General features: G+C 68.6%; 23 protein-coding genes. 9 read left to right on the forward strand and 14 right to left on the reverse strand.

Translation table 11 applies throughout. The features are described from left to right. The first annotated feature begins 11 nt into the window (after positions 1-11). Both ACW17V_RS12250 and ACW17V_RS12255 read left to right on the forward strand, forming a co-directional pair. Entirely contained in the window at positions 12-794 is a 783-nt protein-coding gene (locus ACW17V_RS12250; protein ID WP_492105397.1) for an NAD kinase, read from the forward strand. A 91-nt stretch (positions 795-885) separates the two neighbouring features. Next, entirely contained in the window at positions 886-1,368 is a 483-nt protein-coding gene (locus ACW17V_RS12255) for an Hpt domain-containing protein (RefSeq protein WP_492105398.1), read from the forward strand. Positions 1,369-1,374: 6 nt separating this feature from the next. Here the strand turns inward: ACW17V_RS12255 and ACW17V_RS12260 are convergent, their stop codons facing one another. Genes ACW17V_RS12260 through folD form a run of 3 tightly spaced genes read right to left on the reverse strand, consistent with a single transcriptional unit; the run spans position 1,375 to position 4,044 of the window. Beyond that, positions 1,375-2,778: a D-arabinono-1,4-lactone oxidase gene (locus ACW17V_RS12260; protein ID WP_492105399.1), complete on the reverse strand. Its 1,404-nt coding sequence runs from the start codon at positions 2,776-2,778 to the stop codon at positions 1,375-1,377. Between the two features lie 13 nt (positions 2,779-2,791). After that, positions 2,792-3,148: a c-type cytochrome gene (locus tag ACW17V_RS12265; protein WP_492105400.1), complete on the reverse strand. Its 357-nt coding sequence runs from the start codon at positions 3,146-3,148 to the stop codon at positions 2,792-2,794. Further along, a complete protein-coding gene (gene folD, locus ACW17V_RS12270; RefSeq protein WP_492105401.1) occupies positions 3,148-4,044 on the reverse strand; it encodes a bifunctional methylenetetrahydrofolate dehydrogenase/methenyltetrahydrofolate cyclohydrolase FolD in 897 nt (298 codons plus the stop codon). Before folD ends, ACW17V_RS12265 begins: the two co-directional genes overlap by 1 nt. Before the next feature lie 180 nt (positions 4,045-4,224). On the opposite strand from folD, the gene crtY reads away from it, so the two are divergent. The 3 genes from crtY to ACW17V_RS12285 are packed head-to-tail and all read left to right on the forward strand — an operon-like array spanning position 4,225 to position 7,834. Next, complete coding sequence (crtY, locus tag ACW17V_RS12275; RefSeq protein ID WP_492105402.1) at positions 4,225-5,409, forward strand: lycopene beta-cyclase CrtY; 1,185 nt, start codon at positions 4,225-4,227, stop codon at positions 5,407-5,409. Then, complete coding sequence (locus ACW17V_RS12280; protein WP_492105403.1) at positions 5,406-6,908, forward strand: phytoene desaturase; 1,503 nt, start codon at positions 5,406-5,408, stop codon at positions 6,906-6,908. The genes crtY and ACW17V_RS12280 overlap by 4 nt, the downstream gene beginning before the upstream one ends. Beyond that, entirely contained in the window at positions 6,905-7,834 is a 930-nt protein-coding gene (locus ACW17V_RS12285) for a phytoene/squalene synthase family protein (RefSeq protein WP_492105404.1), read from the forward strand. The genes ACW17V_RS12280 and ACW17V_RS12285 overlap by 4 nt, the downstream gene beginning before the upstream one ends. Here ACW17V_RS12285 and ACW17V_RS12290 read toward each other — a convergent pair. Genes ACW17V_RS12290 through ACW17V_RS12305 form a run of 4 tightly spaced genes read right to left on the reverse strand, consistent with a single transcriptional unit; the run spans position 7,831 to position 11,352 of the window. Further along, positions 7,831-8,304, reverse strand: coding sequence for a sterol desaturase family protein (locus tag ACW17V_RS12290; protein ID WP_492105405.1), 474 nt, complete (start codon positions 8,302-8,304; stop codon positions 7,831-7,833). The two genes, ACW17V_RS12285 and ACW17V_RS12290, sit on opposite strands and share 4 nt — an antisense overlap. A gap of 8 nt (positions 8,305-8,312) precedes the next feature. Further along, positions 8,313-9,521, reverse strand: a complete 1,209-nt coding sequence (locus ACW17V_RS12295) for an ABC transporter permease (protein WP_492105406.1) — start codon at positions 9,519-9,521, stop codon at positions 8,313-8,315. Continuing rightward, complete coding sequence (locus ACW17V_RS12300) at positions 9,518-10,462, reverse strand: ABC transporter ATP-binding protein (RefSeq protein ID WP_492105407.1); 945 nt, start codon at positions 10,460-10,462, stop codon at positions 9,518-9,520. The genes ACW17V_RS12295 and ACW17V_RS12300 overlap by 4 nt, the downstream gene beginning before the upstream one ends. After that, positions 10,459-11,352 (reverse strand): polyprenyl synthetase family protein, encoded by an 894-nt coding sequence (locus ACW17V_RS12305; protein ID WP_492105408.1) that lies wholly within the window; start codon positions 11,350-11,352, stop codon positions 10,459-10,461. Before ACW17V_RS12305 ends, ACW17V_RS12300 begins: the two co-directional genes overlap by 4 nt. A gap of 117 nt (positions 11,353-11,469) precedes the next feature. Between ACW17V_RS12305 and amaB the strand changes: the two genes are divergently transcribed. Then, positions 11,470-12,993 (forward strand): L-piperidine-6-carboxylate dehydrogenase, encoded by a 1,524-nt coding sequence (gene amaB / locus ACW17V_RS12310; protein WP_492105409.1) that lies wholly within the window; start codon positions 11,470-11,472, stop codon positions 12,991-12,993. 816 nt (positions 12,994-13,809) lie between these two features. Here amaB and ACW17V_RS12315 read toward each other — a convergent pair. The 3 genes from ACW17V_RS12315 to ACW17V_RS12325 all read right to left on the reverse strand — a co-directional run bounded on the left by ACW17V_RS12315 (position 13,810) and on the right by ACW17V_RS12325 (position 16,749). Beyond that, complete coding sequence (locus tag ACW17V_RS12315; RefSeq protein WP_492105410.1) at positions 13,810-14,355, reverse strand: cysteine hydrolase family protein; 546 nt, start codon at positions 14,353-14,355, stop codon at positions 13,810-13,812. Between the two features lie 9 nt (positions 14,356-14,364). Continuing rightward, on the reverse strand, positions 14,365-15,897 hold the full coding sequence (locus tag ACW17V_RS12320; RefSeq protein ID WP_492105411.1) for an acyl-CoA carboxylase subunit beta: 1,533 nt from the start codon (positions 15,895-15,897) through the stop codon (positions 14,365-14,367). Positions 15,898-16,023: 126 nt separating this feature from the next. Then, entirely contained in the window at positions 16,024-16,749 is a 726-nt protein-coding gene (locus ACW17V_RS12325; protein ID WP_492105412.1) for an ATP12 family chaperone protein, read from the reverse strand. A gap of 120 nt (positions 16,750-16,869) precedes the next feature. Here ACW17V_RS12325 and ACW17V_RS12330 point away from each other — a divergent pair, with 120 nt between their 5' ends. Together ACW17V_RS12330 and ACW17V_RS12335 are read left to right on the forward strand one after the other, a co-directional pair. Next, a complete protein-coding gene (locus ACW17V_RS12330; protein ID WP_492105413.1) occupies positions 16,870-18,240 on the forward strand; it encodes a DUF1800 domain-containing protein in 1,371 nt (456 codons plus the stop codon). Beyond that, positions 18,237-19,487 carry a DUF1501 domain-containing protein gene (locus tag ACW17V_RS12335; protein ID WP_492105414.1) on the forward strand — a complete coding sequence of 417 codons (1,251 nt, stop codon included), beginning with the start codon at positions 18,237-18,239 and terminating at the stop codon, positions 19,485-19,487. The genes ACW17V_RS12330 and ACW17V_RS12335 overlap by 4 nt, the downstream gene beginning before the upstream one ends. Here the strand turns inward: ACW17V_RS12335 and ACW17V_RS12340 are convergent. The 3 genes from ACW17V_RS12340 to crcB are packed head-to-tail and all read right to left on the reverse strand — an operon-like array spanning position 19,484 to position 22,346. Then, positions 19,484-20,977, reverse strand: coding sequence for a 2OG-Fe(II) oxygenase family protein (locus tag ACW17V_RS12340; RefSeq protein WP_492105415.1), 1,494 nt, complete (start codon positions 20,975-20,977; stop codon positions 19,484-19,486). The two genes, ACW17V_RS12335 and ACW17V_RS12340, sit on opposite strands and share 4 nt — an antisense overlap. Beyond that, complete coding sequence (locus tag ACW17V_RS12345) at positions 20,974-21,963, reverse strand: RluA family pseudouridine synthase (RefSeq protein ID WP_419321121.1); 990 nt, start codon at positions 21,961-21,963, stop codon at positions 20,974-20,976. Before ACW17V_RS12345 ends, ACW17V_RS12340 begins: the two co-directional genes overlap by 4 nt. Further along, positions 21,960-22,346, reverse strand: a complete 387-nt coding sequence (gene crcB, locus ACW17V_RS12350) for a fluoride efflux transporter CrcB (protein WP_492105416.1) — start codon at positions 22,344-22,346, stop codon at positions 21,960-21,962. Before crcB ends, ACW17V_RS12345 begins: the two co-directional genes overlap by 4 nt. Positions 22,347-22,489: 143 nt before the next feature. Here crcB and ACW17V_RS12355 point away from each other — a divergent pair, with 143 nt between their 5' ends. Next, on the forward strand, positions 22,490-23,731 hold the full coding sequence (locus ACW17V_RS12355; protein WP_492105417.1) for a hypothetical protein: 1,242 nt from the start codon (positions 22,490-22,492) through the stop codon (positions 23,729-23,731). On the opposite strand, the gene ACW17V_RS12360 is transcribed toward ACW17V_RS12355, so the two are convergent. After that, on the reverse strand, positions 23,732-24,229 hold the full coding sequence (locus tag ACW17V_RS12360) for a CC0125/CC1285 family lipoprotein (RefSeq protein ID WP_492105418.1): 498 nt from the start codon (positions 24,227-24,229) through the stop codon (positions 23,732-23,734). Between the last annotated feature and the right edge of the window lie 5 nt (positions 24,230-24,234).

A 24,234-nucleotide genomic window follows, 5' to 3' on the forward strand; every position in this document is an offset into this window, starting at 1 on the left:
TCTTGGGCTCGATGTACCAGCCACAACCCTTCCTGACTCGCCTGACATTCAAGGCCAGCGACCGTCCCGAAGCCGAGGAGGCCCGAGATCGCCTGATCGCCCGCTATGGCGATGTCGGCGAGGAGTCCGCTCAGGTGATTGTGGCCCTGGGCGGTGACGGCTTCATGCTCGAGACCCTGCACGGCGCGATTGCCAGTCAAACGCCGATCTACGGCATGAATCGCGGCTCGGTCGGCTTCCTGATGAACGAGTACAGCGAAGATGGCCTGCTGGAACGGATCAACGCCGCCGAGCGCGCCGTGATCCATCCGCTGGCCATGACGGCCATCGATTCCCATCGCCGCAATCACCACGCCCTGGCCATCAACGAGGTCTCTTTGCTGCGCCAGACCCGCCAGACCGCCAAGCTGCGCATCTCGATCGACGGCAAGGTGCGGATGAGCGAGCTTGTCTGCGACGGCGCCCTGATCGCGACGCCGGCGGGATCGACGGCCTATAACCTGTCGGCCCACGGACCGATCATTCCGATCGGCGGACAGGTCCTGGCGCTCACGCCGATCAGCGCCTTCCGTCCGCGTCGCTGGCGCGGCGCTCTGCTTCCGCGCTCGGCGCGCATCACCTTCGAAATCATCGAGGCCGACAAGCGCCCCGTCAGCGCCGTCGCCGACAACTTCGAGGTTCGTGACGTGCTCGAAGTCCACATCTCCGAAGACCGCGACACCAGTCTGGCGATGCTCTTCGACGCCGGTCGTAGTCTTGATGAACGCGTGCTCGCAGAACAGTTCTCCGCCTGAGGCGTTGCGCCGCAGAGAAACGCACGTCTCATTCGTTGTTAACGCCTGCTATGATAGCGATCTCGAAATATCCGCCGCCGGGGAGGCGATCTTGACGACTAAGCCCACCGCCGAAGTGATCCAGGTACCCAACATGCTGAAGCTTAAGGTGGGCGGACGCGGTGGTATCGACATGGCTGCGATCGCTAAAGCCGAGGCTGCTCTGAAGAGCTTGTCCGGCAATTTCGCCCAGTGGCTGCAGGACGAGATCACCAAGCTGGACGCCGCGCGGCAGGAGGTCAAAACGCAGGGCCTGACCGCCACGACGGTCGAGACCCTGTATCTTCGCGCCCACGACCTGAAGGGCCTTGGCGCGACCTATGAATTCCCTCTGATCACCCGCATTGCCGCCTCGCTGTGCAAGCTGATCGACGAGCCCGAGACCCGCCTTTCTGCGCCGATGTTCCTGGTCGACGCCCACATCGACGCCATCAAGGCGGCGGTGCGCGGCGATATCAAGGTCGACACCCACCCGGTCGGCAAGGCCCTGGCTGAAGAACTCGAAGGCCGGGTCACGGAGTATCTGGCGGGCTGAAGCCCTTCAGATGAGACCGAACAGGCCTTTCAGATACGGGTTCAGCATCCGCTCCTCCGGATCGAGTTCGGCGCGCACCTTCAGGAAATCATTCCAGCGCGGATAGAGCGCCGCCAACTGCTGGCCGCGCAGATTGTGCAGCTTGCCCCAGTGCGGTCTGCCGCCATGACGACGAAAGATCGGCTCGATCAGCTCATACAGGAACGAGAAGTCGTCCTTATAGTGGGTGTGAACGGCGATCGATCCGCGTGGTCCGCCGTGGAATGGCGATAGCCACGCATCGTCGCCTGCGATACGGCGCACCTCGATCGGGAAGAAGACATCGGGACGCTCCTTCTCGATGGTCGCGACAACCTCTTGCAGAGCCTCGAGCTGTACCTCGACCGGTAGATGGAACTCCATCTCGTTGAAGCGCACTGGCCGCTCGGTGGAGAGAAGTTTCCAGCCTTCGTCGACCGCCGTCTCGGGTTTCGCGCTCGCTAGCAGCGCCCTGGCCGCCGCCTTGCGCAGCGGCGCCGAAAAGCCGAACAGATTGCGCACCCCCTTCAGAGCATCGAGGAAGGCCGCATCCTGATCGGGACCTCTGGCCTCGGCTGGATCGTCTGTTTCATCATGGCTGACGCCGGCGGCGAGGCCGGTGAACGGCACGGCGAAAAACTCGAAATTGCGGTGCTCAGCCCACCGCGCCTCGGCCTTGGCCAAGGCGTCGCCAAACGGCTCGATCCAGACCCGGCGCCGCACCCGGCGATTGGGGATAGTCTTCAACCTGACCTGGGAGATCACGCCCAGCGCGCCCAGGGACACCTTGGCGGCCTGGAAGATCTCACTTTCATGGCTGGCGTCGCAGTCAATCACGCGACCGCTGGGCGTCACCAGGCGCAAGGCCGTGACGTCGCCATGCAATGCCTGGAGCTTGACGCCCGTGCCATGGGTGCCGGTGGCCAGAGCGCCAGCCAGGGACTGTTTGTTGATGTCGGGCAGGTTGGCCATGGCCCGCCCCTTGGCCGCGAGGACGGGCCCCAGCGCGCCGAGTCGGGTGCCGGCCAGAACCACCGCCTCGTCACCGTCCCAGCCGACCACGCCGGACATGGCGTCCAGCGACACCAGCGCTCCGCTGGTCGGAGCCAGGGCGGTGAACGAGTGCCCCGCCCCCACAGGCCGGATCGGGGCGGCGGCTGTCTTGAGCATCAGGGCCAGTTCGGTCTCGTCCTTTGGCGCCAGCCGGGCCGAAGGATAGGCGGTCTGAATGCCCGACCAGTTGCGCCACAGCAGCTTGCCGTCGGCATTCACGGAGGCCGGAGCCACAGGCTCGGGCTTTTCATGGGTGGCGGCCAGATAGCCCGCGCCGCCGGTAGCGACCACCGCGGCTCCCGTACCGCCCGCGATCAGGGCGCCCCGTCTCGAGATCATGCGTTCCCCCGGCTTATGCGGGGTCTTCGCGCCCCGCCATGAATCGTATCAGGCCCTGGAAATCGGACGGGGCGCAAGCCACGCACTGACCAGAGGCCGGCATGGCCTTGAAACCCTGGATGGTGTGATCCAGCAGCACGGCCTCGCCCTGCTTCCAGCGCGGGTCCCAGGCGGCGCGATCCTGCACCAGCGGCGCGCCCGTTCCGGGCATGGCGTGGCAGGCTTTGCAGGATGTCTCATAGAGACCCGCCAGCCTGGCGTCGGCGGGCTTCAACAGCAGGGCCTGTTCCGGCGTCGGCGCCGGCGGGACCTTCTCGCCACAGGCGGCGAGAGACAGTGCGGCGGCAGCCAGAAACAGCCCAGCGCGCATCAGGCTTCTATCCCATGCAGACGCTTGGCGGCGGTTACAGTGTTGGCCAGCAGACAGGCGATGGTCATCGGCCCCACGCCGCCCGGCACCGGCGTAATGGCGCCGGCCACGGTCTTGACCTCGTCGAAGGCCACATCGCCGACCAGCCGGGTCTTGCCCGCCGCGGCCGCGACCGGATCGCGGGACGGAAAACGGCTGATCCCGACATCGATGACCACCGCGCCCGGCTTGATCCAGTCGCCCTTGACCATCTCGGCGCGACCGACGGCGGCCACGACGATATCGGCCTGGCGCACGATGCCGGGCAGATCGACGCTGCGCGAATGGGCGATGGTGACGGTGCAGTCGGCGGCAAGAAGCATCTGCGCCATGGGCTTGCCCATCAGGTTGGACCGGCCGATGACCACCGCAGACTTGCCCCGCAAATCGCCCAGGACGTCCTTCAGCAGCATCATGCAACCCAGCGGCGTGCAGGGCGTCAGGGCCGGCAGGCCGCTGGCCAGACGCCCGGCATTGGTGACAGTCAGGCCATCGACGTCCTTGTCGGGCGAGATCGCCGCGACGATGTCGGCCTGCTTGAGATGATCGGGCACCGGAAACTGCACGAGGATGCCGTGGATCGCCGGATCGGCGTTCAGCCTGCCAACCAGGGCCAGCAGTTCGTCCTGGCTGACATCGGCCGGCAGGCGGTGGGTCTCCGAATGCATCCCCGCCGCCAGGGTTTGCTCGCCCTTGTTGCGGACATAGACTTGGCTGGCGGGATCCTCGCCCACCAGCACCACGGCCAAGCCGGGCGTCACGCCGTGATCCGCTTTCAAAGCCTTCACATCCTCGGCGACCCGCTCGCGCAGATCGGCCGCGAATGCTTTGCCGTCGATAATTCTGGCCTCGGACATGGGCGCCTCCCGGAGCCTTTAGCCTTGGCTAAAGGCTCCAAACCAAACATGCGGAGCGTGGCAGGCGCCGAAACCGCTCACACTTTCGGCTGCCACGCTCCAGTTCGCCGTGCCTAGCCGCTCGTTCCGACGCGCGCAACGCTGGCGTGCCGACCGCACAATCATGTTAGATGAGGGACCATGGCGTCTACGTCTTCAACCTCACGCGCTGACGTCGTCCTGGTGGGCGGCGGACTGGCTAATGGCCTGATCGCGCTGCGGCTTAAGGCCCTGCGCCCTGACCTGCGCGTGATCCTGCTGGAGCGCGACAGGCGAATCGGCGGCGAGCACACCTGGTGCCACTTCGAGACCGATGTCAGCCTTTCGATCGGCGGCTGGCTGAGGCCGCTGATCGTTCATCGCTGGTCGGGCTACGACATTCGCTTTCCGACCCATCGGCGCGCGCTGGACACGCCCTATCTCGCCATCACCTCGCGGCGCCTGCACGAGGCCGTCTCGAGCGTCCTGGGCGACGACGCTTGGCTGGGCGTCACGGCCTCGGAGGTGTCGCCTCATCAGGTGACCCTGGCGGATGGCCGCCGTATCACGGCCGCCGCCGTGATCGACGGACGCGGCCCGCGCCGCAGCCGCAGCCTTGTGCTGGGCTGGCAGAAATTCCTGGGCCAGGAGGTGCGGCTGTCAAAGCCCCACGGCCTGACGCGGCCGATCGTCATGGACGCCACCGTTTCTCAGCTGGACGGCTATCGCTTCCTCTATGTGCTGCCTCTGGATCCCGACCGCCTGCTGATCGAGGACACCCGCTACAGCGACGGCGACGCCGTGGACCACCCTGACTTCCGCGCCGCGATCGCCGCCTACGCCGGCCTGCAGGGCTGGACCATCGCCAGGGTCGAGCGCGAGGAGCATGGCGTCCTGCCCATCGCCCTGGCCGGCGATATCGACGCCTATTGGCGCGAGGCCAGGCCACAGGTTGCGGAAGTCGGTCTACGCGCCGCGCTCTTCCAGCCGACCACAGGGTATTCCCTGCCCGACGCCGCCAGGCTGGCCGATCAGATCGCCGCCCTGCCCCACATCACCAGCGCCCATGTCCGCGCCTGCGCCGAGGCGCACTCGAAGGCGGCGTGGCGCCGGCGGCGGTTCTTCCGCCTGCTCAATCGCATGCTGTTTCGGGCCTGCGCGCCGGATCAGCGCTACAAGGTCCTGCAGCGGTTCTATCGGTTGGGCGCCCCGTTGATCCAGCGCTTCTACGCCGCGCGCCTGACCCCTTTTGACCGGGCGCGCGTCCTTATCGGCAAGCCGCCCGTACCTATCGTCGCCGCCCTGAAGTGTCTGAGCGAGCGTTCCGTGATCAAGGACCAAGTATGAGTGATCCCAAGCCTCGCGCGGCTGTCATCGGTTCCGGATTCGGCGGCCTGTCCCTGGCCATCCGCCTGCAATCCTCCGGCTTCGACGTCACCGTGATCGAAGGTCGCGACAAGCCCGGCGGCCGCGCCTACGTCTGGGAAGACGAGGGTTTTATCTTCGACGCCGGCCCGACCGTGATCACCGATCCTGATTGCCTCAAGGAGCTGTTCACGATCAGCGGTCGCAAGATCGAGGACTACGTCGAGCTGCTTCCGGTCAATCCGTTCTACCGGCTGGTCTGGGAAGACGGCGACGTGTTCGACTACGTCAACGACCAGGCCGAACTGGACCGCCAGATCGCCGCCCGCAATCCGGCCGATGTCGAGGGCTATCGCAGGTTCCACGCCTATTCCGAGGAGCTCTATCAGAAGGGCTATGTCGAGCTGGGCGCCGTGCCGTTCCTCGACATCCGCAGCATGATCTCCTCGGCCCCGGCCCTGATGAAACTGCAGGCCTGGCGCAGCGTCTATGACAAGGTCTCGTCCTTCGTGAAGGACGAGCATGTCCGCCAGGCTTTGTCGTTCCACAGTCTGCTGGTCGGCGGCAGCCCCTTTGCCACCTCGTCGATCTATGCCCTGATCCACGCGCTGGAGCGCCGCGGCGGGGTCTGGTTCCCGCGCGGCGGCACTGGCGAACTGATCCGCGGTCTGGTGCGTCTGCTGGAAGACCTGGGCGGCACGATCCGGCTCAACGCGCCGGTCCAGAAGATCACCACCCGCGACGGCCGCGTCACCGGAATCATCAATTCCGACGGCGACTTCGAAGCCTTTGACACGGTCGCCTCGAATGCCGACGTGATGCACACCTATCGCGATCTGCTGGTCGACGATCCGCGTGGCAAGAAGGTGGGCAAGGCGCTGGAGAACAAGCGCTGGAGCCCCTCACTGTTCGTGATCTATTTTGGCCTCAAGGCCGAGCATCCCGAGATCCGCCACCACACGATCTGCTTTGGTCCGCGCTATCGGGAGCTGATCGGCGACATCTATAACAAGGACACCCTGTCCGACGATTTCTCGCTCTATCTGCATTCGCCTTGCGCCACCGATCCCGGCATGGCCCCGCCCGGCTGCAGCAGTTTCTATGTCCTGTCGGTGGTCCCCAATCTCGAGACCGCTGATATCGACTGGACCGAGCAAGGCCCCGCCTATCGCGACAAGATCCTGAAGTATCTGGAGGATCGCTACATCCCCAACCTGTCGCGCGATCTGGTGACCAGCCGGATCTTCACCCCCGATGACTTCACCAGCGAACTGAACGCCTGGAACGGCGCGGCCTTCTCGCTGGAGCCGCTGCTGACCCAGAGCGCCTTCTTCCGGACCCACAATCGCGACGACGTCATCCCCAACCTCTATTTCGTCGGGGCCGGCACCCATCCGGGCGCTGGCATTCCTGGCGTGGTTGGGTCGGCCAAGGCGACGGCCGGCCTGATGATCGACGACTTCCAGACGCAAGCCGCGTGAGTGACTTAGAGATTCAGAGCCGCGAGGCGATCCAGAAGGGCAGCAAAAGCTTCGCCGCCGCCGCCGCCCTGTTCGACCCGGAAACCCGGGCCGACGCCGAGATGCTGTACGCTTGGTGCCGTCACTGCGATGACGTGATCGACGGCCAGACCCTGGGTCACGGCATGAGCCCGGTCGAGGACGCCCCGGCCCGTCTGGCCGCGCTCTATGCCCAGACCCGCGCCGCCCTCGCCGGCGAGCCGCCCGCCGATTCGCAGTTCGCCGCCTTCCAGACCGTGGCCCGGCGTCGCCAGATCCCCGAGCAGTACGCTCTGGACATGATCGACGGCTTCGCCATGGACGTGGAAGGCCGGCGCTATCAGACGCTGGACGAACTGCTCGACTATTGCTGGGGCGTGGCCGGCGTGGTCGGGACGATGATGGCCCTGGTCATGGGCACGAAGCCCGAAGCGCTGGCGACCCTGCGCCGCGCCCAGGATCTTGGCCTGGCGTTCCAGCTGACCAACATCGCCCGCGACATCGTCGAGGACGCCCGCAACGACCGGATCTACGTGCCGCGCGCCTGGCTGGCTGAGCTGGGCGTACCCGAGACAGCCGTGGCAGATCCCGCCCATCGCGCTGCGGTCGCGGTGATGGCCAGGCGGCTGGTCGACGCCGCCGAGCCCTATTACGCCTCGGCCCGCTGGGGTCTGCGCGACCTGCCCGTCCGCTGCGCCTGGGCCATCGCGGCGGCGCGGGGGGTCTATCGGCAGATCGGGCTGGACGTGGTCAAGGTCGGCGACAAGGCCTGGGATGAGCGCGTCGTGGTCAGCGGCCGGATGAAAGTCTGGCGAGCGCTTGAGGGCGGCGTCATCGCCCTGCGCTCGGCGCTGTTTGATCGACTGATCCAGCCGCCGGCGCGACCCGACCTGTGGTCGAAGATCTAGGCTTCGACGCCCCTCGCCTTCAACTGCGCCTTCAGTTCGCGCACAGGCTTGGCCCACAGGAAGCCGAACGACACCGCGCCCTCCTTGGTGTGGACGGCATGATGGATGCGATGGGCCTGGATCGCCCGCTTCCAGAAGGCGGACTTGCCGAACGGCGTCTTGAAGCGCCGGTGGACCATGCCGTCGTGGAAGATAAAGTACATGAAGCCGTAGGCGGTGATCCCGAGACCCACCGGCAGCAGCCACGGCGTGCCATGGACCCCGAAATAGATCGCCACGATGGCCGGCGCGGCGAAGACCACAGCGAACAGGTCGTTCAGCTCGAACAGGCCTTCGCGCGGCTCGTGGTGCGACTTGTGCCAGACCCACATGAAGCCGTGCATCACATAGCGGTGCGTCACCCAGGCGAAGCCTTCCATGAAGGCGAAGGCCGCAAGGAACAGCACGATATCAAGCGCCAGGGTCGTCATCACGGGTCCTATCGACGCGACAGTCGCGCCAGGGTCTGGGCCAGCGCCAGACCGGCCAGGCCGGCGGCGGTCAGCACGCCCCAAGCCTTATACACCTGCGAAACTGACGCGTCGCGCCAGAGCACGCCTTGATAGGCGTCAATCACCCAGGCGTGGGGGGTGAACCAGCCGACGGTCTGCAGCCAGGCCGGCATCAGGAAGCGCGGCACCATGCTGCCGCCGATCGCGGCCAGCACCAGGATCACGAAGGTCGACAGCATCTGGGCCTGCTCCCGCGTCCGGCACACCGAAACCAGACCCAGGGCCAGCCCCGCCGCGCAGACCGCCGTCGCCAGGGTGGTGGGCAGCCACAGGCCGAAATGCTCGACCACCGCCACGCCATAGACGATCTGGGCGGTCGCGAAGATCGCCACGGCCTGGACGATCCCCTGCCCGACCAGGAAGACGAACTTTCCGGTCACTACCGGTCCCATGCCCGCCACCCCGGCCAGCAGGCGGTCGGCGACGCCGGTGCGGCGCTCGTCCATCAGGCCCAGCGCGCCCTGCATTGCCGAGAACAGGGCGAACAGGATCATCACCGCCCCGGCGTAATAGGCGATGGTCGCCCCGCCCTTCTTCGCGCCCAGCAGGTCCTCACGGTCGAACAGGTCGCCGCCGGTCACAGCGGGCGGTTTGGCCTTCAGCGCGGCGGCGGCGGCGTCGAGGCGCGCGGTCTGGGCCGGCATCAGGCTCCCCAGAGCGGGGGTCAGCTGATCGACGCTGCGGCGCAGGGCGGCGTCGGGCGCTGCGCGAGCCATGGCCAGTTGAACCCGGGCCTGGGTCAGGGGCGCGGCGACGGCGCGGCCGGGATCGGAAATGATCAGGAACGGCCGGCCCGGCGCGGCGGGATCGGATCGGATCACCAGCCCGACATCGGCCTGGCCGGATTTCACCAGCGCCCGCACCGCCTCGACCGTGGCGGGCGTCGTCGCCTCGGCGCGGATCTCGGAACTGGCCAGCAGCGCCCCCGCGACCCGGCCCGAGGTTTCGGTGCGCGCCAGATCCACCATGGCCAGCTTGGGCTTGATGTCCTCGCCGGTCGCCCCGGCGAACACCGAGCTGAAGATCAGGAACACCAGCGGCGGCAGCAGGAAGGTCATCACCAGCGCCGCGCGATCGCGCCACAGCTCCAGCGCCATGACCCGCACCATGGCCAGGGTCATTTCAAGGCGGATCATGCGGCCAGCTTCCGCTCGGCCACGAGGCTGAACAGGTTCTGCAGCGACGGCTCGCGGACCCGGATCTCGCGCGGGATCAGCCCGGCCTTGCGCAGCCGCTTGTCCAGGCGGCCGGCGGCGGCGTAGCCGTCGACATCCAGGCGGGTCCACAGCTTGGCGCGATGGGCGGTCCTGGCCAGGCCCGCTGCGATCAGAAGCGCCTCGCCGGCAGGGTCGGGCTCGCCCGAAAGCTCGACCAGCACCTCCATCTGGGCCCCGAAGGCCTCGGCGATCAGGGTCCGGGGCTGGCCTTCTAGCACCAGGGAGCCCTCGCGCAGGAAGCCGACGCGATCGGCCAGGGCGCCGGCCTGTTCCAGGTCGTGGGTGGTCAGCAGCACGGCCACGCCCAGGTCGCGCAGCCCCCGGATCACCGCGTCCAGCGCCTCGCGGGCGTCGATGTCGACCCCGACCGTGGGCTCGTCCAGGATCAGCAGGGCCGGCTCATGCACGATGGCGGCGGCGATATTGGCGCGGCGCTGATAGCCGCCGGACAGATGGCGCACCGGCACATGGGCGCGGTCGACGGTGCGGGTCAGTTCCATGGCCCGCCGCACGGCGGCCGCCACGGCCTGGCGCGGCACCTGGGCGAGACTGGCGAAGGCGGCCAGGTTTTCGGCGACGGTCAGGTGGGCGTAGAGGGCGATCTCCTGCGGCACCAGGCCCAGACTGGCCCGCGCCGCGCTGACCCTGGCCGGGTCCTGGCCGTTCAGCCGCACCTCGCCGCCGTCGGGGCGAAAGCGCCCGCAGATGGTCTTGATCAGGGTGGTCTTGCCGGCCCCGTTGGGGCCCAGCAGGGCGTAGATCTCGCCGGGAGACAGGGTCAGGTCGACACCCTGAAGCACGGACTTGTCGCCATAGGCGTGGGCCACGCCCGAAACCGTCAGAATGGGCGACACGGTCACGCCGCCGCCTTGCGTCCGGCGAAGAGGCGGCCGACATAGCCAGCCACGAGGTCGCAGCCGCCCACGGCGTCCAGCGCCGCTCGGCCGGCCGAAAGGTGGGCCTCCATGGCGGCCCGGGCCCCGGCGATCCCCAGCAGGGAGACGGCCGTGGTCATCTCGGCATCCTTGCCCACGTCCTTGCCGGCGCCCTCGACCGAGCCTTCGGCGTCGATCAGGTCGTCGCGGATCTGGAAGGCCAGGCCCATGCGGCGGCCAAACTCGCCCACCGCCGCGACAGCTTCGTCGGCGGCCCCGGCGATCCGGGCGCCCGACTGGGCGGCGGCCATGATCAGCACGCCGGTCTTTTCGTGGTTCAGGCGGTCCAGCGCCGCAAGGTCGCGCAACTGGTCGCGATCAAACAGGTCCCGCGCCTGGCCGGCGATCAGGCCGGAAAAGCCGACCGAGTCGGCGATCCGCCCGGCGATCTCGGCCCGAAGCGCGCTGTCCAGCCGCGCATCGGCGGCGACCACGGCATAGGCTTGGTTCAGCAGGCCGACGCCGGCCAGCACAGCGGTGGCCTCGTCAAAGGCGCGGTGAATGGTGGGCAGGCCCCGGCGCAGGCCGGCGTCGTCCATCGACGGCAGATCGTCCAGAATCAGCGACGCGGCATGCACCATCTCGAAGGCGCAGGCCGTATCCAGCGCCGCGCCCTCGTCCGCCCCGAACTGGGCTGCGGTCAGCAGGGTCAGCATCGGCCGAAAGCGCTTTCCGGGGGCCAGCAAGGCGTAGCGCACGGCCTCGACAAGGCGATCGGGGGCCGCCCCCAGCCTTGGCGCGAGCTCGCCCAGGCGTCGGTCGACACCGGCCCGCAAGGCCTCGAGTCGCTGAACATAGGCGGCGTTATCGTCCATAAGCCGGTCGCTGCCGTCACAATCACCCCGTTGTGGGCGGATCATTTGAAGGCGCCCGTCGGAGGCGTCAAGCAGGCCCCACTTGACCCGAAGCCCATGTCGGCGTTTTCCACGGTCATGACCCAGTCCTTCCAAAACCCCGCCGCACACGCCCGCGCCGTTCTGGCCGATCTGGGCGTCGCCGGCCTGCCCGCCGACGGCGGCGTCGCCGTGCGCTGTCCGCTGGACGGCTCGACCCTGACCCAGGTCGCCTATGACGACGCCCGGGCCATCGACGCCAAGGTCTCGGCCGCCGCCAAAGCCTTCCGCGAGTGGCGCAGCGTCCCCGCCCCGCGTCGCGGCGAGCTGGTCCGCCTGCTGGGCGAGGAGCTGCGCGCCGCCAAGGACCAGCTGGCCGCCATCGTCACCCTGGAAGCCGGCAAGATCGCTTCGGAGGCGGCCGGCGAGGTCCAGGAGATGATCGACATCTGCGACTTCGCCGTGGGCCTGTCGCGCCAGCTCTATGGCCTGACCATCGCCTCGGAGCGTCCCGGCCACGCCATGCGCGAGACCTGGCATCCGCTGGGCCCCGTCGTTGTGATCAGCGCCTTCAACTTCCCGGTCGCGGTCTGGGCCTGGAACGCGGCCCTGGCGCTGGTGTGCGGCAACCCCGTGATCTGGAAGCCGTCCGAGAAAACGCCGCTGACGGCCATCGCCACGCACGCGATCCTGGAGCGCGCCATCGCCCGCTTCGGCGATGCGCCCGAAGGCCTGTGCAGCGTGGTGCTGGGCGGCCGCGACGCCGGCGAGCGACTGGTGCGCGATCCGGCCATCCCGCTGGTCAGCGCCACCGGCTCCACCCGCATGGGCCAGGCCATCGCCCCGATCGTCGCCGGCCGTTTTGGTCGCTCGATCCTGGAGCTGGGCGGCAACAACGCCATGATCGTCACCCCCAGCGCCGACCTGTCGCTGGCCGTTCGCGCCATCGTCTTTTCGGCGGCCGGCACGGCGGGCCAGCGCTGCACGTCCCTGCGCCGCCTGATCGTCCACGAGAGCCTGGTCGACAAGGTCGCCGACGCGGTCGAGAGCGCCTTTTCCCGCCTGCCGGTCGGTGATCCGCGTCGCGAGGGCGTGCTGCTGGGGCCGCTGCACGACAAAGCCGCCTATGACGCCTTCGTCGCCGCCATGAGCCAGGCCCGGGCCGACGGTGGAACCGTCAGCGGCGGCGAGCGGCTGCTGATCGACGAGCATCCCGAGGCCTTCTATGTGCGCCCGGCTCTCGCCCGCCTGCCGGCTCCCAGCGCCGGCATGCAGCGCGAGACCTTCGCCCCCTTGCTGCACGTCGTGCCCTATCGCGACTTCGACGAGGCCGTGGCGATCCAGAACGATGTGCCCCAGGGCCTGTCCTCCTGCGTGATGACCAATGACGTCCGCGAGGCCGAGGCCTTCCTGTCGGCCGCCGGCAGCGACTGCGGCATCGCCAACGTCAATATCGGCCCCTCGGGCGCCGAGATCGGCGGCGCGTTCGGCGGCGAAAAGGAAACCGGCGGCGGTCGCGAGAGCGGCTCCGACAGCTGGAAGCAGTACATGCGCCGCCAGACCGCGACCGTGAACTATTCCGGCGCCCTGCCGCTGGCGCAGGGGGTGAGGTTTGATCTCTAAATAGATCCTCCCCCTCTGGGGGAGGTGGTCCGGAGGGCCGGAGGGGGCTCGCTCCGAGATGGCGGTGATGGCTCCCTCAGTCGCTCCGCGACAGCTCCCCCACAGGGGGAGCAGCTACGGCGCCGCGACCTCGCGCGATATCTCGCCGAGTTATGAAAAGGGTCGCGGAGCGTCCGGACCACGTCCGGATGAGAGATAGAGATTACCGTTTCGACGAAGCCGTTCGCTCCGCGTGGTCGTTATGCGTCAGCGTCCCGTCAGGTGGCCCTGTTCAGGCCTTACCGGGAGCCAGCCCCTCGCGTTTCCGCGAGGAACGGGCGGTCGAGGCGGGCGAGCCAATCTAATGACTAATGAACACACCCGTCTGTCCTCATCCACGCCAACGGCGGGCGGGTCCCGCAACGCCAGGATCCCCGGACGCGCTTCAGTATCCCCCTGAAGCCCAGTCCCGCTCGATCACCCCCCGCCGCCGCAATGGTCGCTGGCCTTGCGCCCTTTCCTCGCGACGAGGTGGGAGCATTATGCGGCAGGTTTTACGGGGGCTGCGTCGATTGTCTGGGCGCCCGTGTCGGCGCCCGGGAGCGTGACGCTCAACAAAGCCCGTCATTCCGGGGCTCGTCCCCGGGACCCATGGGTCGGCCGCACGGTCGGTGGATCATAAACCCCTGACGGAGCAACGGAACGATGGGTCCCGGGAACAAGTCCCGGGATGACGGGGTTGTGTGAGGCGGCTTGTGATCCTCCCCCTTCAGGGGGAGGACTTGGGGCGTCAATCCCCGTGCCTGTCCGGGGATGGCGCGATCCCGATCCCCGTGGTCACGAGAGCGCCAGAACCGCGTCGGTCAGCAGGACCGTCGCATATTCACCGCTGAGATTGGATAGCGACATCAGGTGCCAGTCCCCAGCCGGCCTTACGGCGCCCAGATAGTCGGCCTTGTCATAGTCGTAGCAGGCGTCGCTCGGGACCGTGACCGCAAAGCCCCGGCAGAACGCGGCCCGCGCGGTGGCCTCAACCGAATTGCTCGTGCTGACCCCGACGATCACGAGATGGCCGATGTCGCGCAGCCGCAGCCACCGCTCCAGCCCGCCGCCAGGGAAGGCGTCGGGGACGTTCTTCTCAATCCGGTGTTCGCACGGCAGGGGCTCGAACCTCGGCTGGAACTCGCAGTTGGGCGACCCGGGCCAGAACGCGCCCTCTGGCGAACGCGACATGTGACGCACGTGAACGATCGGCCGCGCCGCCGCCCGCCACGCCGCGAGCAGGCGCGCGATATTGTCCTCGGCCTGCGGGTTGTTCCTTGGCCCCGTGTTCTCCGGCAGCATGCCGCGCTGCATGTCGATGATGATCAGCGCGGCGGCCATCACGGTCTCCTACAGCGGAATGTTGTCGTGCTTCTTCCAGGGGTTGGTCAGTTCCTTGCCCTTGAGGCTCTTGAGCCCCCGGACGATCCGGCGACGGGTGCCGTGCGGCATGATCACGTCGTCAATATAGCCCCGGCTGGCGGCCACGAACGGATTGGCGAAGGCGGCCTTGTATTCGGCCTCGCGGGCGGCCAGGGCCACCGGATCCTTGGCTTCGGCGCGGAAGATGATCTCGACCGCCCCCTTGGCGCCCATCACCGCGATCTCGGCGGTGGGCCAGGCGTAGTTGAGGTCGCCGCGCAGGTGCTTGGAGCTCATCACGTCATAGGCCCCGCCATAGGCCTTGCGGGTGATGACCGTGATCTTGGGCACCGTGGCTTCGGCATAGGCGAACAAGAGCTTGGCGCCGTGTTTGATCAGGCCGCCATATTCCTGCTTGGTGCCCGGCATGAAGCCCGGGACGTCGACCAGGGTGACGATCGGGATGTTGAAGGCGTCGCAGAAGCGCACGAAGCGCGCGGCCTTGCGGCTGGAGTCGATGTCCAGCACGCCGGCCAGCACCTGGGGCTGGTTGGCGACGATGCCGACGCTCTCGCCGTCCATGCGGGCGAAACCGCAGATGATGTTCTTGGCCCACTCGCTGGAGATCTCGAAGAAATCGGCTTCGTCGACGATCTTCAGGATCAGTTCCTTCATGTCGTAGGGCTTGCCCGGATCGCTGGGGATCAGGGTGTCTAGACTCATTTCCTCGCGCAGGGCCTCGTCGAAGCTCTCGCGCTCGGGCGCCGGTTCGCGGTTGGAGCTGGGCAGGAAGTCGACCAGGCGGCGCACCTGGGTCATGGCTTCCAGATCGTTCTCGAACGCGCCCTCGGCCACGCCCGACTTGGCGGCGTGCACCCGGGCCCCGCCCAGTTCCTCGGCGGTGACCACCTCGTTGGTGACGGTCTTGACCACGTCAGGACCGGTCACGAACATGTAGCTGGTGTCCTTCACCATGAAGATGAAGTCGGTCATGGCGGGCGAATAGACGTCGCCGCCGGCGCAGGGGCCCATGATCACGCTGATTTGCGGCACCACGCCCGAGGCCAGCACGTTCTCCATGAAGATGTCGGCATAGCCGGCCAGGCTGTCGACACCTTCCTGGATGCGCGCGCCGCCGGCGTCGAACAGGCCGATCACCGGCGCGCCGACCTTCATGGCCTGGCGCTGGACCTTGACGATCTTGGCCGCGTGGGCGCCCGACAGCGAGCCGCCGAATACCGTGAAATCCTTGGAGAAGACGAACACGACCTTGCCGTTGATCGTGCCCCAGCCGGTGACCACGCCGTCGCCGGGGATCTTCTGGTCCTGCATGCCGAAGTCGGCGCTGCGGTGCTCGACGAACATGTCGAACTCCTCGAAGCTGCCTTCGTCGAGGAGGAGGTCGATGCGCTCGCGGGCCGTCAGCTTGCCCTTGGCGTGCTGGGCCGCGACGCGTTTGTCGCCGCCGCCGCCCTTGGCCTGCTCGCGACGACGATCCAGTTCCTCGAGAATATGCTGCACGCGATGCGCTCCCCTACTCCTGCCGGCGGCCTCCTGATCGATAGGGCCGCCTTTATGACATCGAGGGGTAAAGCCGCGAAGCCGGGCTGGCAAGCCAGCCCTTACGGCAGTGCAGCATTCGGACGGTTATGCCCGCAGCGCGGCGAACCACCGCTCCAGCGCCAGGGCCTCGATGGCCAGGTTATCAGCGCGCAGCCTGGCCTCGGCATCCTGCCCCCAGATATCGGCCTGGAAGGTCTCTTCCAGACGCGACAGGTCCAGCGCCCGCTGGCCGTCCAGTTCCCCGGCGCGGATGGCCAGGGCCAGCACCGTCGAGCCCAGAAGGCCCGCGGCATAGGCCACCCCGGCCAGGCTGAAATCATCCATAGACAGGGCCAGGGCCTCGACGTCGGCCAGGGTCCGGGCGGGCTGCGGCGTGTGGATGATCCCCGTTACCGGGGTGAAGCTCAGGCCCAGGGCGCCGTGGGCCCAGTCCAGCACCGGCTGCCACTCACGGGTCTGGCGCTCGACCAAGGGCGTCGGATGGTCGGCGCGGTAGCACAGCAGGTCCGAGCCGGCATAGGCCGCGACCTCGGCGGCCACCTCGGCGCGGGTCTCGGAAATGCGGTCGATGGCGGTGAAGGCCAGGCGGGTGGCGGGCATGATCGTCGAATCGATGACCTTGTCCTGCGCCTCCCACTCGTCCGCCACGCGCTGGGCCAGGGCCAGGCTGGGCAGCACCAGCGGCGCCTTGGCGGGTGATTTGGGCGTACGGCCATCCAGCAGCACGGCGAAACCGCCCTCCACAGGCCCAACCGTCGCCGCCTTGTAGAACCGGCGCGGCTTTTCGATTGGCGGGGTCTTCTCGGCCACGGATGATGGCTCCCTGAGCGACGATATTGCGGGACGGTCGACGGATCGCCTTCTTCAGGGCGTTGAATGATCAAGAATGGCCCCGGGCACAAGGCCCCGGGTCACAAGGAGCGAGCGCGTTTGTCCCTGCCCTCCAAGGATATGATGGCGGCCCTGGCCGTGACCCGCTTTGGCCTGGGCGCCCGTCCGGGCGACATCGCCGCCGCGAGGACGGACCCGCGCGGCTCCCTGCTCGGCCAGATCACGCCCAAAGGCGCCGACCAGCCGCAGCCGGGCGCCGATACCTCGGCCCAGCGGTACGTCGCCATGCGGGCCTATCAGGAGCTGCGCCGCGAGGCCAAGGACGACGGCGAGCCCCGGAACGTCGCCGTCCAGCAGGCCAACAAGGCCATTCGCGAGAAGGCCGCCGCTGACTTTCTCAGCCGCGCCCAGCTGGGCGCGAGCACGGCCGGCGGCTTTCGCGAGCGTTGGGCGCTGTTCTGGGCCAATCATTTCACGGTCTCCGGCACCAAGGAGATCACCGCCGCCATGGTCGGGCCCTTCGAACAGGAGGTCATCCGCCCCTACGCCTTCGGTCGGTTCGAGGACCTGCTGGTCGCCTCCAGCACCCATCCGGCCATGCTGACCTATCTGGATCAGTCCCAGTCGGTAGGGCCCGGCAGCGTGGCCGGCGCCCGTAACGGGCGGCGCGGCCTGAACGAGAACCTGGCCCGCGAAATCCTGGAGCTGCACACCGTCGGCGTCGAGGCCGGCTACAGCCAGGCCGACGTCACCGAGTTCGCCCGCGCCCTGACCGGCTTTACCGTCGGGCGCGAGGACGAGGAGCGGGCCGGCCAGTTCGTTTTCCGGGCCAACGTCCACGAACCCGGGACCCGCACGATCCTGGGCAAGACCTATAAGGACGACGAGATCGGTCAGGGCCTGGCGGTGCTGAAGGACCTGGCCGCCCACCCCGCCACGGCCCGCCATGTCGCCTTCAAGATCGCCCGGCACTTCGTCGCCGACGATCCGCCGCCGGCCCTGGTGACGCGGCTGGAGCAGAGCTTCCTCAAGAGCGGCGGGCGGCTGGACCGCCTGGCCCGCGCCCTGGTCGAAGCGCCCGAGGCCTGGGAGCCGGCGGCGACCAAGTTCAAGACGCCCTATGAGTTCCTGATCTCGTCCTGGCGCGTGATCGGCGCCCAGCCCTCGGCCTATGAGCGCATCACCGTTCCCCTGATCGGCCTGGGGCAGAGAGGCTTCTCGCCCCCCTCGCCCAAGGGCTGGTCGGACATGGCCGGCGAATGGTGCTCGCCCGACGGCCTGATCAAGCGCCTGCAATGGAGCCAGGCCTTCGCCGCCGTGATCGCCGACCGGCTGGATCCCAACACGGCGGCCGTCGCGGCCCTCGGCGCCCGGCTGACGCCCCCGACCGCCCAGGCCGTGGCCCGGGCCGAAACCCGCAGCGAGGCCGTCGCCCTGCTGCTGATGAGTCCGGAGTTCCAACGCCGATGACCGACTGCCCGATGATGAACCGTCGCCGCGTCCTGGCCTCGGCCGCCGGCCTTGGCCTGTCGGTCACCTTCCTGGGCCGCCCCGCCCTGGCCGACGCCGACAGCGCCCTGGACAAGCGCAAGCTGGTCGTCGTGATCTGCCGCGGCGGCATGGACGGCCTGTCGGTCAGCCCTCCCGTGGGCGACAAGGACTATGAGGGGCTGCGGCGCGGGATCGCCATCAAGCCCGAGGACGGTCTGAAGCTGGACGGCACGTTCAGCCTGCACCCTGCCCTGACCTCGGTTCACGCCCTGGCCCTGAAGGGTCAGGCCCGGATCGCGCCGGCGGTGGCGACGCCCGACCGCGCCCGCTCGCATTTCGAGGCCCAGGACGTGCTGGAAAGCGGCTCGGCCCAGGTCTATGCGACCACGTCGGGCTGGCTGAACCGGACGCTGGAGACCCTGCCCGCCTCGCGCAAGGCCGAGGGTCTGTATGTGGGCGCGACGACGCCCCTGATCCTGCGCGGCAAGGTGCAGGCGGCCAGCTGGTCGCCGGGCAAGGGCGTGGACGAGACCGCCCGCCTGCCGACCCTGCTGCAGGACCTCTACAGGAGCGATCCCCTGATGGGTCCGGCCTTCGCCAGGGGCCTGGAGACCGAGAGCATGGCCCAGGCCGCCATGACCGCCATGGCGCCGCCGGTCGAGAAGGATGGCGTCGCCGCGCCGGGCATGATGGCGCCGGCCGGCCGGGGCGGACGCGAGGGACGCGAGGCGGCCCGCAAGCTGGGCGCGACCCTGGCCGGCTTCATGGTCCAGGACGGCGGTCCGCGCATCGCCGCCATCTCGCTGGACGGCTGGGACACCCACGCCGGCCAGGCAGGCCAGATCAACACCCGGCTGGCCTATCTGGACTCGGTGCTCTCGGGCCTCAACACCGGCCTGGGCGAGGAGTGGAAAAATACGGTGGTGGTCACCGTCACCGAATTTGGCCGCACCGCCCGCGTCAATGGCACCAACGGCACTGACCACGGCACGGCCTCGACGGCCCTGGTGCTGGGCGGGGCGCTGAAACCGGGCGGGATCATCGGCGACTGGCCCGGCCTGTCCCCGTCCAAGCTGTTCGAGAACCGCGACCTGGCGCCCACGATGGACATGCGCGGCCTGTTCAAGGGGCTGCTGGGCGACCACATGGGCGTCGACCGCGCGGCGCTGGACAGCCGGGTGTTCCCGGGCAGCGCCGAGGCGAAGGCGGTGACCGGGCTGGTCTAGGCTGGCACGACGTCGAACGCCATGGTCAGGCGGTGCTCGGGCGAGGTGAAGGCCCGGGTGCCGTGCCACATGTAGGACGGGAACAGCACCAGCATTCCCGGCCGGGGGCGCACCTCATGCTCCGGCTCCAGAACCGGACGAGTGATGCAACCGGGCTGGCCGAACTTGATCCAGCCTTCGCGCGCGCCCTCGTCGGCCACGCCACTGGGCAGGTCCAGATAGAAGGCCGACGAGATCCAGCCCTGCGGGTGCACATGATCGGCGTGAAAGCCGTTGGGCGACAGCCTGACCGACCAGCCGCCGCTGACCCGGAAATCGCCGCCGGCCCGGGCCCGTAGCGGGTCATCGCCAGGACCGATGTCGACCAGATAACGCGCCACCACCTTGCGGACCTGAACGTAGAAGGCCTGGAACAGCGGGTCGGGCGACTGGTGCAGCGAGGGCACCTGGCTGCCGCCGCGCAGGGACTGCTGCAGCGGATGGGTCTTGAAGTCGTGCCGCTCCGCCAGCCGCGCGCGCAGGGCGTCGAGATAGGCGTCCAGGCTGTCCCAGCCCTCCGGGGTGGGCAGGGTGTAGGCCCGGACAAGGCCCTCATAGTCGTTCAGCACCGCGCGGCGCGGATCGCCTGACAGCCGCCAGGCGGTCGCCTGCAGGGCCAGGCCGTGCTGATCCAGCGGCGCGATGGCCCTCAGGCGCTCGACGGTCTGCGACGCGGCGGCCGGATCGCCGACCGCCAGATGGGCCTCGGTCAGGGCGATCAGCACCTGCGGCGCCTGCGGGGCCAGGCGTTCAGCGGCCTGGGCGTGGGCGAGCATGGCCTGCGTCTGGCCGACCTCGCCGGCCATGTGCGAGGCGGCCAGCAACATCAGGGCGTCGTTCGGCTGGCGGATCAGGGCGTCGTTGAGCGTGGCGAAGGCGCCGGCCTTGTCGCCGGCGAATTCCTCGACCGTGCTCTTGAGCAGGATCAGCTGGCTGTCGCCCGGCGCGCGGGTCAGCGAAGCGGTCAGGGTCTCCAGCGCGCGATTGAGATCGCCCGAGCGCATCCAGCGCAGCTGGGCCAGGTTGCGGTGGGCCTCGGCGAACCCGTCGCGGCGGGCGATCGCGGCGACGAACGCGGCCTCGGCCTCGTCATGGCGGCTCTGGCCCTGCAGGGCGCGGCCCAGCACCAGATACGCCTCGGGCGCGTCCAGACCCAGGGCGATGGCCTTGCGGATGGCCGCTTCGCCCTCCTCCGCCTGGGCCAGATCGCCCAGGGTGGCGGCCAGATTGTACCAGGCGATGCGGTCATTGGGCGTGGCGGCCACAGCCCGGCGATTGAAGACCAGCGCCTCGTCATGACGGTCGACGCCCTTCAGCGCCGCCGCATGGACGATCAGCATTCCGGCGCCGGCCAGCGGTAAGGCCGCAGGCGCGCGCGTCAGGGCGACCGCGTCGGCCGCGCGGCCCTGCCCCACCAGGGCCCAGGCTTCGCGAACGACGTCAGCCGTCATCGACGCTTGATCTGCTTCTTCGCGAACGGGTCCTGATCGGCCTCGTCTTCCGAGAATCCGAACTTGGCGAAGCCCGCCTTCAGCTCGGGGCTGATCGGCGCCTCGATGAACAGCATACCCACCGACGGGTGCGGCAGCATCACCGAGCGGGCGTGCAGCTGCAGCTTCAGGCCTTCCGACAGCTGGGTGGACTTCTCGTCGCTATATTTCGGATCGCCCAGGATCGGGTGGCCGATGGCCTTCATGTGGGCCCGCAGCTGGTGCGTGCGGCCGGTGTGCGGACGCAGGGCCATGAAGGTGACGCGGGGCCCCGCGCGGCTGATCGAGACAAACTCGGTCTCGGCCGGCTGGGCGTCCTTGTCCTTGGGTTCGGCGGGGACCACGAGTTCCCGGTCGCCGACGCCGCGCTTGGCCAGGTGCAGCTCGATGACGCCCTCGACCGGGTGCGGATTGCCCTGGACGATGGCCCAATAGGTCTTCTGCGCCTTGCGCTTGGCGAACGAGCCCGACAGGCGCGCGGCGGCGGCGGGCGTCTTGCCCAGCAGCAGCACGCCCGAGGTGTCGCGGTCCAGACGGTGAACCAGCTTGGGCCGGTTGACGCCCTCACCCCAGGCCGACAGCAGCTTGTCGATATGGTGCGTGGTCTTGGTCCCGCCCTGCACGGCCAGGCCGGCGGGCTTGTTCAGCGCCAGGACTTCCTCGTCCTCGTAGAGCACCAGCGACTTGGCGAAGGCTATGTCGCGCTTGGAGAGCACCAGCTTTTCGTCGGGATCCGGCGCGTCCGGTAGCGGCGGGACCCGCACCTGCGAGCCGGCGGCCAGCTTGGTGTCGGCCTTGACGCGCGAGCCGTCGACCCGCACCTGACCGGAGCGGAACAGCTTGTTGAGCTGGATGTGGTTGAGATGGGGCCAGCGGCGCTTGAACCAGCGGTCCACCCGGGTGCCATCCTCGCCCGCGTCCACATAGAGCGTGCGTACTTCTTTCATGCCGCGAACATCCTGCGGGCGATCAGAAGGCCCGCGTAAAGGGCCGCCACGGACAAAAGCACGCTGGCGGCGGAATAGGTGAAGGCCTGGGCGTAGGCGCGCTTCTGAATCATCAGCGCGGTCTCCAGCGAAAAGGCCGAGAAGGTCGTAAAGCCGCCCATGACGCCAACGGCGAGCAAAAGGCGGACAGGTTCGTGGTTGGCGTTGCCGCGATGCGCCAGCCAGGAGGCCAGCACGCCCATCAGGAAACCGCCGATAATATTCACGGCGAAAGTGCCGTAAGGCCAAGCCGGTCCCATCAGCCGGAGGGCCTGAGCGCCCACCAGATAGCGGACGACCGAGCCGACGGCGCCGCCGGCGGCTACGAGAAGCAGTTTGGTCATTGGCTCCTTATGCGCCGAGCGGGGCCGAACGCCAAGTCGCGCACGGATTTCTTCAAGGTGAACGGGGTCGGAAACCTTGTTTCTGAACGAGAGGTTAAGCGTGCTGGCGGCATTCTGGCCGCTCCTCTCAAGAACCGAGCCCCATGCCCTTCGACAGCCACGACCAGGACGATACGACCCAGCGTCTCGCTCTGCCGGCCCCGGTCCTGCACCGGCTGGCCGGGACCGAGCTGATCGCACGCGGCTCGGTGAACGTCATCAGCGTCAAGGCCATCCGCGCCTGGGCCGGCGACTGGTGGTCGCAGAAGCGTGGCGATGTCTGGACCTATGTCGAGCGCAAGCTGACCGAACATCTCGACCGGAACGACATGCGGGCCCGCATTTCCGACAGCGAATTCCTGATCGCCATGAACAGCGACCAGGGCCTGGCCGCCCAGGCCACCAGCGTTCGCATCCTCGAAGACGTCCTGACCCACCTGCTGGGTTCGGTCGACACCAACGACCTGGGGATCAGCTCGGTCATCGGCCTGGACAACGGCGAGGCGGTCTGCCGCCGGATCGACGCGGCCACGGTGTTGGCGGCGCGGGCCCGTCGCGACTCCCAGCGCTCGCCGGTGCGTCGCGCTGTCGAGGCCGGCGATGAGGCGCGCCGCACCCCGGTGGCCTTCACCACCGCCGCCGGCGCGGCCCTGCGGGTCGACTTCACCCTGGAGCATGTGGTCAGCCTGCGCCGCAACGTCGCCACGGCGATCCGCATTGAGCCCGTGGTCACCCATCTGGGCAGCGGCCGTCAGGCCAGCTCGCGCGCCGTCAGCCGCCTGCCCGACCGCGACATCGCCTTCATCGACGAGGCCACCCTGAAATATGCCGCCCTGTTCGCGCGCGGCGCACAGGGCCACAACGTCCCCGACCTGATCCTGCCCGCCTCGTTCCGCACCCTGGGCACCCAGCGCGGCCGCGACATGCTGACCGGCACGCCGGGCCTGTCCCTGGCCCTGCTGCGCGGCGGCGTGATGATCGAACTGGTCGACGTCACGCGCGGCACGCCGTCGGGCCGACTGATCGAGGTGGTGGGCCTTCTGAAAGCCCTGACGCGCGGCGTCATCGCCCGCGTGCCGCCAGAGAAGGACGCCCTGCGCGGCCTCAAGGAAGCGCGGCTCAACGGCCTGACTTTGGACGCCTCGGACCTGACCGGTCCGGCCGAACGGGTCGCGACCGACATCATGACCTTTGGCCGCGACGCCAAGGGCGTGGCGCCGATGACCATCCTGCAGGGCCTGGCCGCCGAGGGCTATTTCGCCGCGGCCGAGACGGCGGGTCTCACCCACGCGGCCCTGCGCGCGACACATCCGCTGACCGCAGCCGCCAAGGCTGCGGCCGCCTGATCAGATCCTGTTGAGACCGTAACCGACCGAGCGGATGATCTCCTGCGCCACATAGGCGTCGGCGTCGCGCGGCGCGGGGCCCTTGCCGAAGACGACTTCCAGCGAACTGGTGACGGTCGGACCCGGGCCGAGGTTGAAGCTGGTCCCGATGCCCAGCCCCACCGAACTGCGGCCGCCATAGCTGCCGGAGCCGCCGCCGACTGACAGGCGCGGACCGCTGCCCGCCCCCGTGCTCGAGGTCAGGCGGTCCGAGACCCGGAACCAGTCATAGCCATCGCGCACCGCCACCTCGGCCGCGCGCAGCAGGGCGTAGTCGGAAACCTGCTCAACCGACGCACCCGGGCCGCCCTGGAAGGTGACGCGGTAGCGGCCCGGCTCCAGCCGGAACTCCGAATAGCCGACGCTCGCTGACGCGGTTCGGGCCGCATAGAGGGTTGGCGCGCTGGCGCAGCCGCTCAGCAGCATCAGGGACAGGGCAAGACCGGCGAGGCGTTTCATGGCGT

The sequence above is a fragment of the Caulobacter sp. FV2ye17ST genome (assembly GCF_058680955.1).

What these genes read in the sequence shown, in the direction of transcription:
- ACW17V_RS12250 (WP_492105397.1), top strand. Translation starts at nt 12, where the DNA reads ATGTACCAGCCACAACCCTTCCTGACTCGCCTGACATTCAAGGCCAGC.
- ACW17V_RS12260 (WP_492105399.1), bottom strand. Translation starts at nt 2,778, where the DNA reads ATGATCTCGAGACGGGGCGCCCTGATCGCGGGCGGTACGGGAGCCGCG.
- ACW17V_RS12265 (WP_492105400.1), bottom strand. Translation starts at nt 3,148, where the DNA reads ATGCGCGCTGGGCTGTTTCTGGCTGCCGCCGCACTGTCTCTCGCCGCC.
- folD (WP_492105401.1), bottom strand. Translation starts at nt 4,044, where the DNA reads ATGTCCGAGGCCAGAATTATCGACGGCAAAGCATTCGCGGCCGATCTG.
- crtY (WP_492105402.1), top strand. Translation starts at nt 4,225, where the DNA reads ATGGCGTCTACGTCTTCAACCTCACGCGCTGACGTCGTCCTGGTGGGC.
- ACW17V_RS12280 (WP_492105403.1), top strand. Translation starts at nt 5,406, where the DNA reads ATGAGTGATCCCAAGCCTCGCGCGGCTGTCATCGGTTCCGGATTCGGC.
- ACW17V_RS12290 (WP_492105405.1), bottom strand. Translation starts at nt 8,304, where the DNA reads ATGACGACCCTGGCGCTTGATATCGTGCTGTTCCTTGCGGCCTTCGCC.
- ACW17V_RS12295 (WP_492105406.1), bottom strand. Translation starts at nt 9,521, where the DNA reads ATGATCCGCCTTGAAATGACCCTGGCCATGGTGCGGGTCATGGCGCTG.
- ACW17V_RS12305 (WP_492105408.1), bottom strand. Translation starts at nt 11,352, where the DNA reads ATGGACGATAACGCCGCCTATGTTCAGCGACTCGAGGCCTTGCGGGCC.
- amaB (WP_492105409.1), top strand. Translation starts at nt 11,470, where the DNA reads ATGACCCAGTCCTTCCAAAACCCCGCCGCACACGCCCGCGCCGTTCTG.
- ACW17V_RS12315 (WP_492105410.1), bottom strand. Translation starts at nt 14,355, where the DNA reads ATGGCCGCCGCGCTGATCATCATCGACATGCAGCGCGGCATGCTGCCG.
- ACW17V_RS12335 (WP_492105414.1), top strand. Translation starts at nt 18,237, where the DNA reads ATGACCGACTGCCCGATGATGAACCGTCGCCGCGTCCTGGCCTCGGCC.
- ACW17V_RS12340 (WP_492105415.1), bottom strand. Translation starts at nt 20,977, where the DNA reads ATGACGGCTGACGTCGTTCGCGAAGCCTGGGCCCTGGTGGGGCAGGGC.
- ACW17V_RS12345 (WP_419321121.1), bottom strand. Translation starts at nt 21,963, where the DNA reads ATGAAAGAAGTACGCACGCTCTATGTGGACGCGGGCGAGGATGGCACC.
- crcB (WP_492105416.1), bottom strand. Translation starts at nt 22,346, where the DNA reads ATGACCAAACTGCTTCTCGTAGCCGCCGGCGGCGCCGTCGGCTCGGTC.
- ACW17V_RS12355 (WP_492105417.1), top strand. Translation starts at nt 22,490, where the DNA reads ATGCCCTTCGACAGCCACGACCAGGACGATACGACCCAGCGTCTCGCT.
- ACW17V_RS12360 (WP_492105418.1), bottom strand. Translation starts at nt 24,229, where the DNA reads ATGAAACGCCTCGCCGGTCTTGCCCTGTCCCTGATGCTGCTGAGCGGC.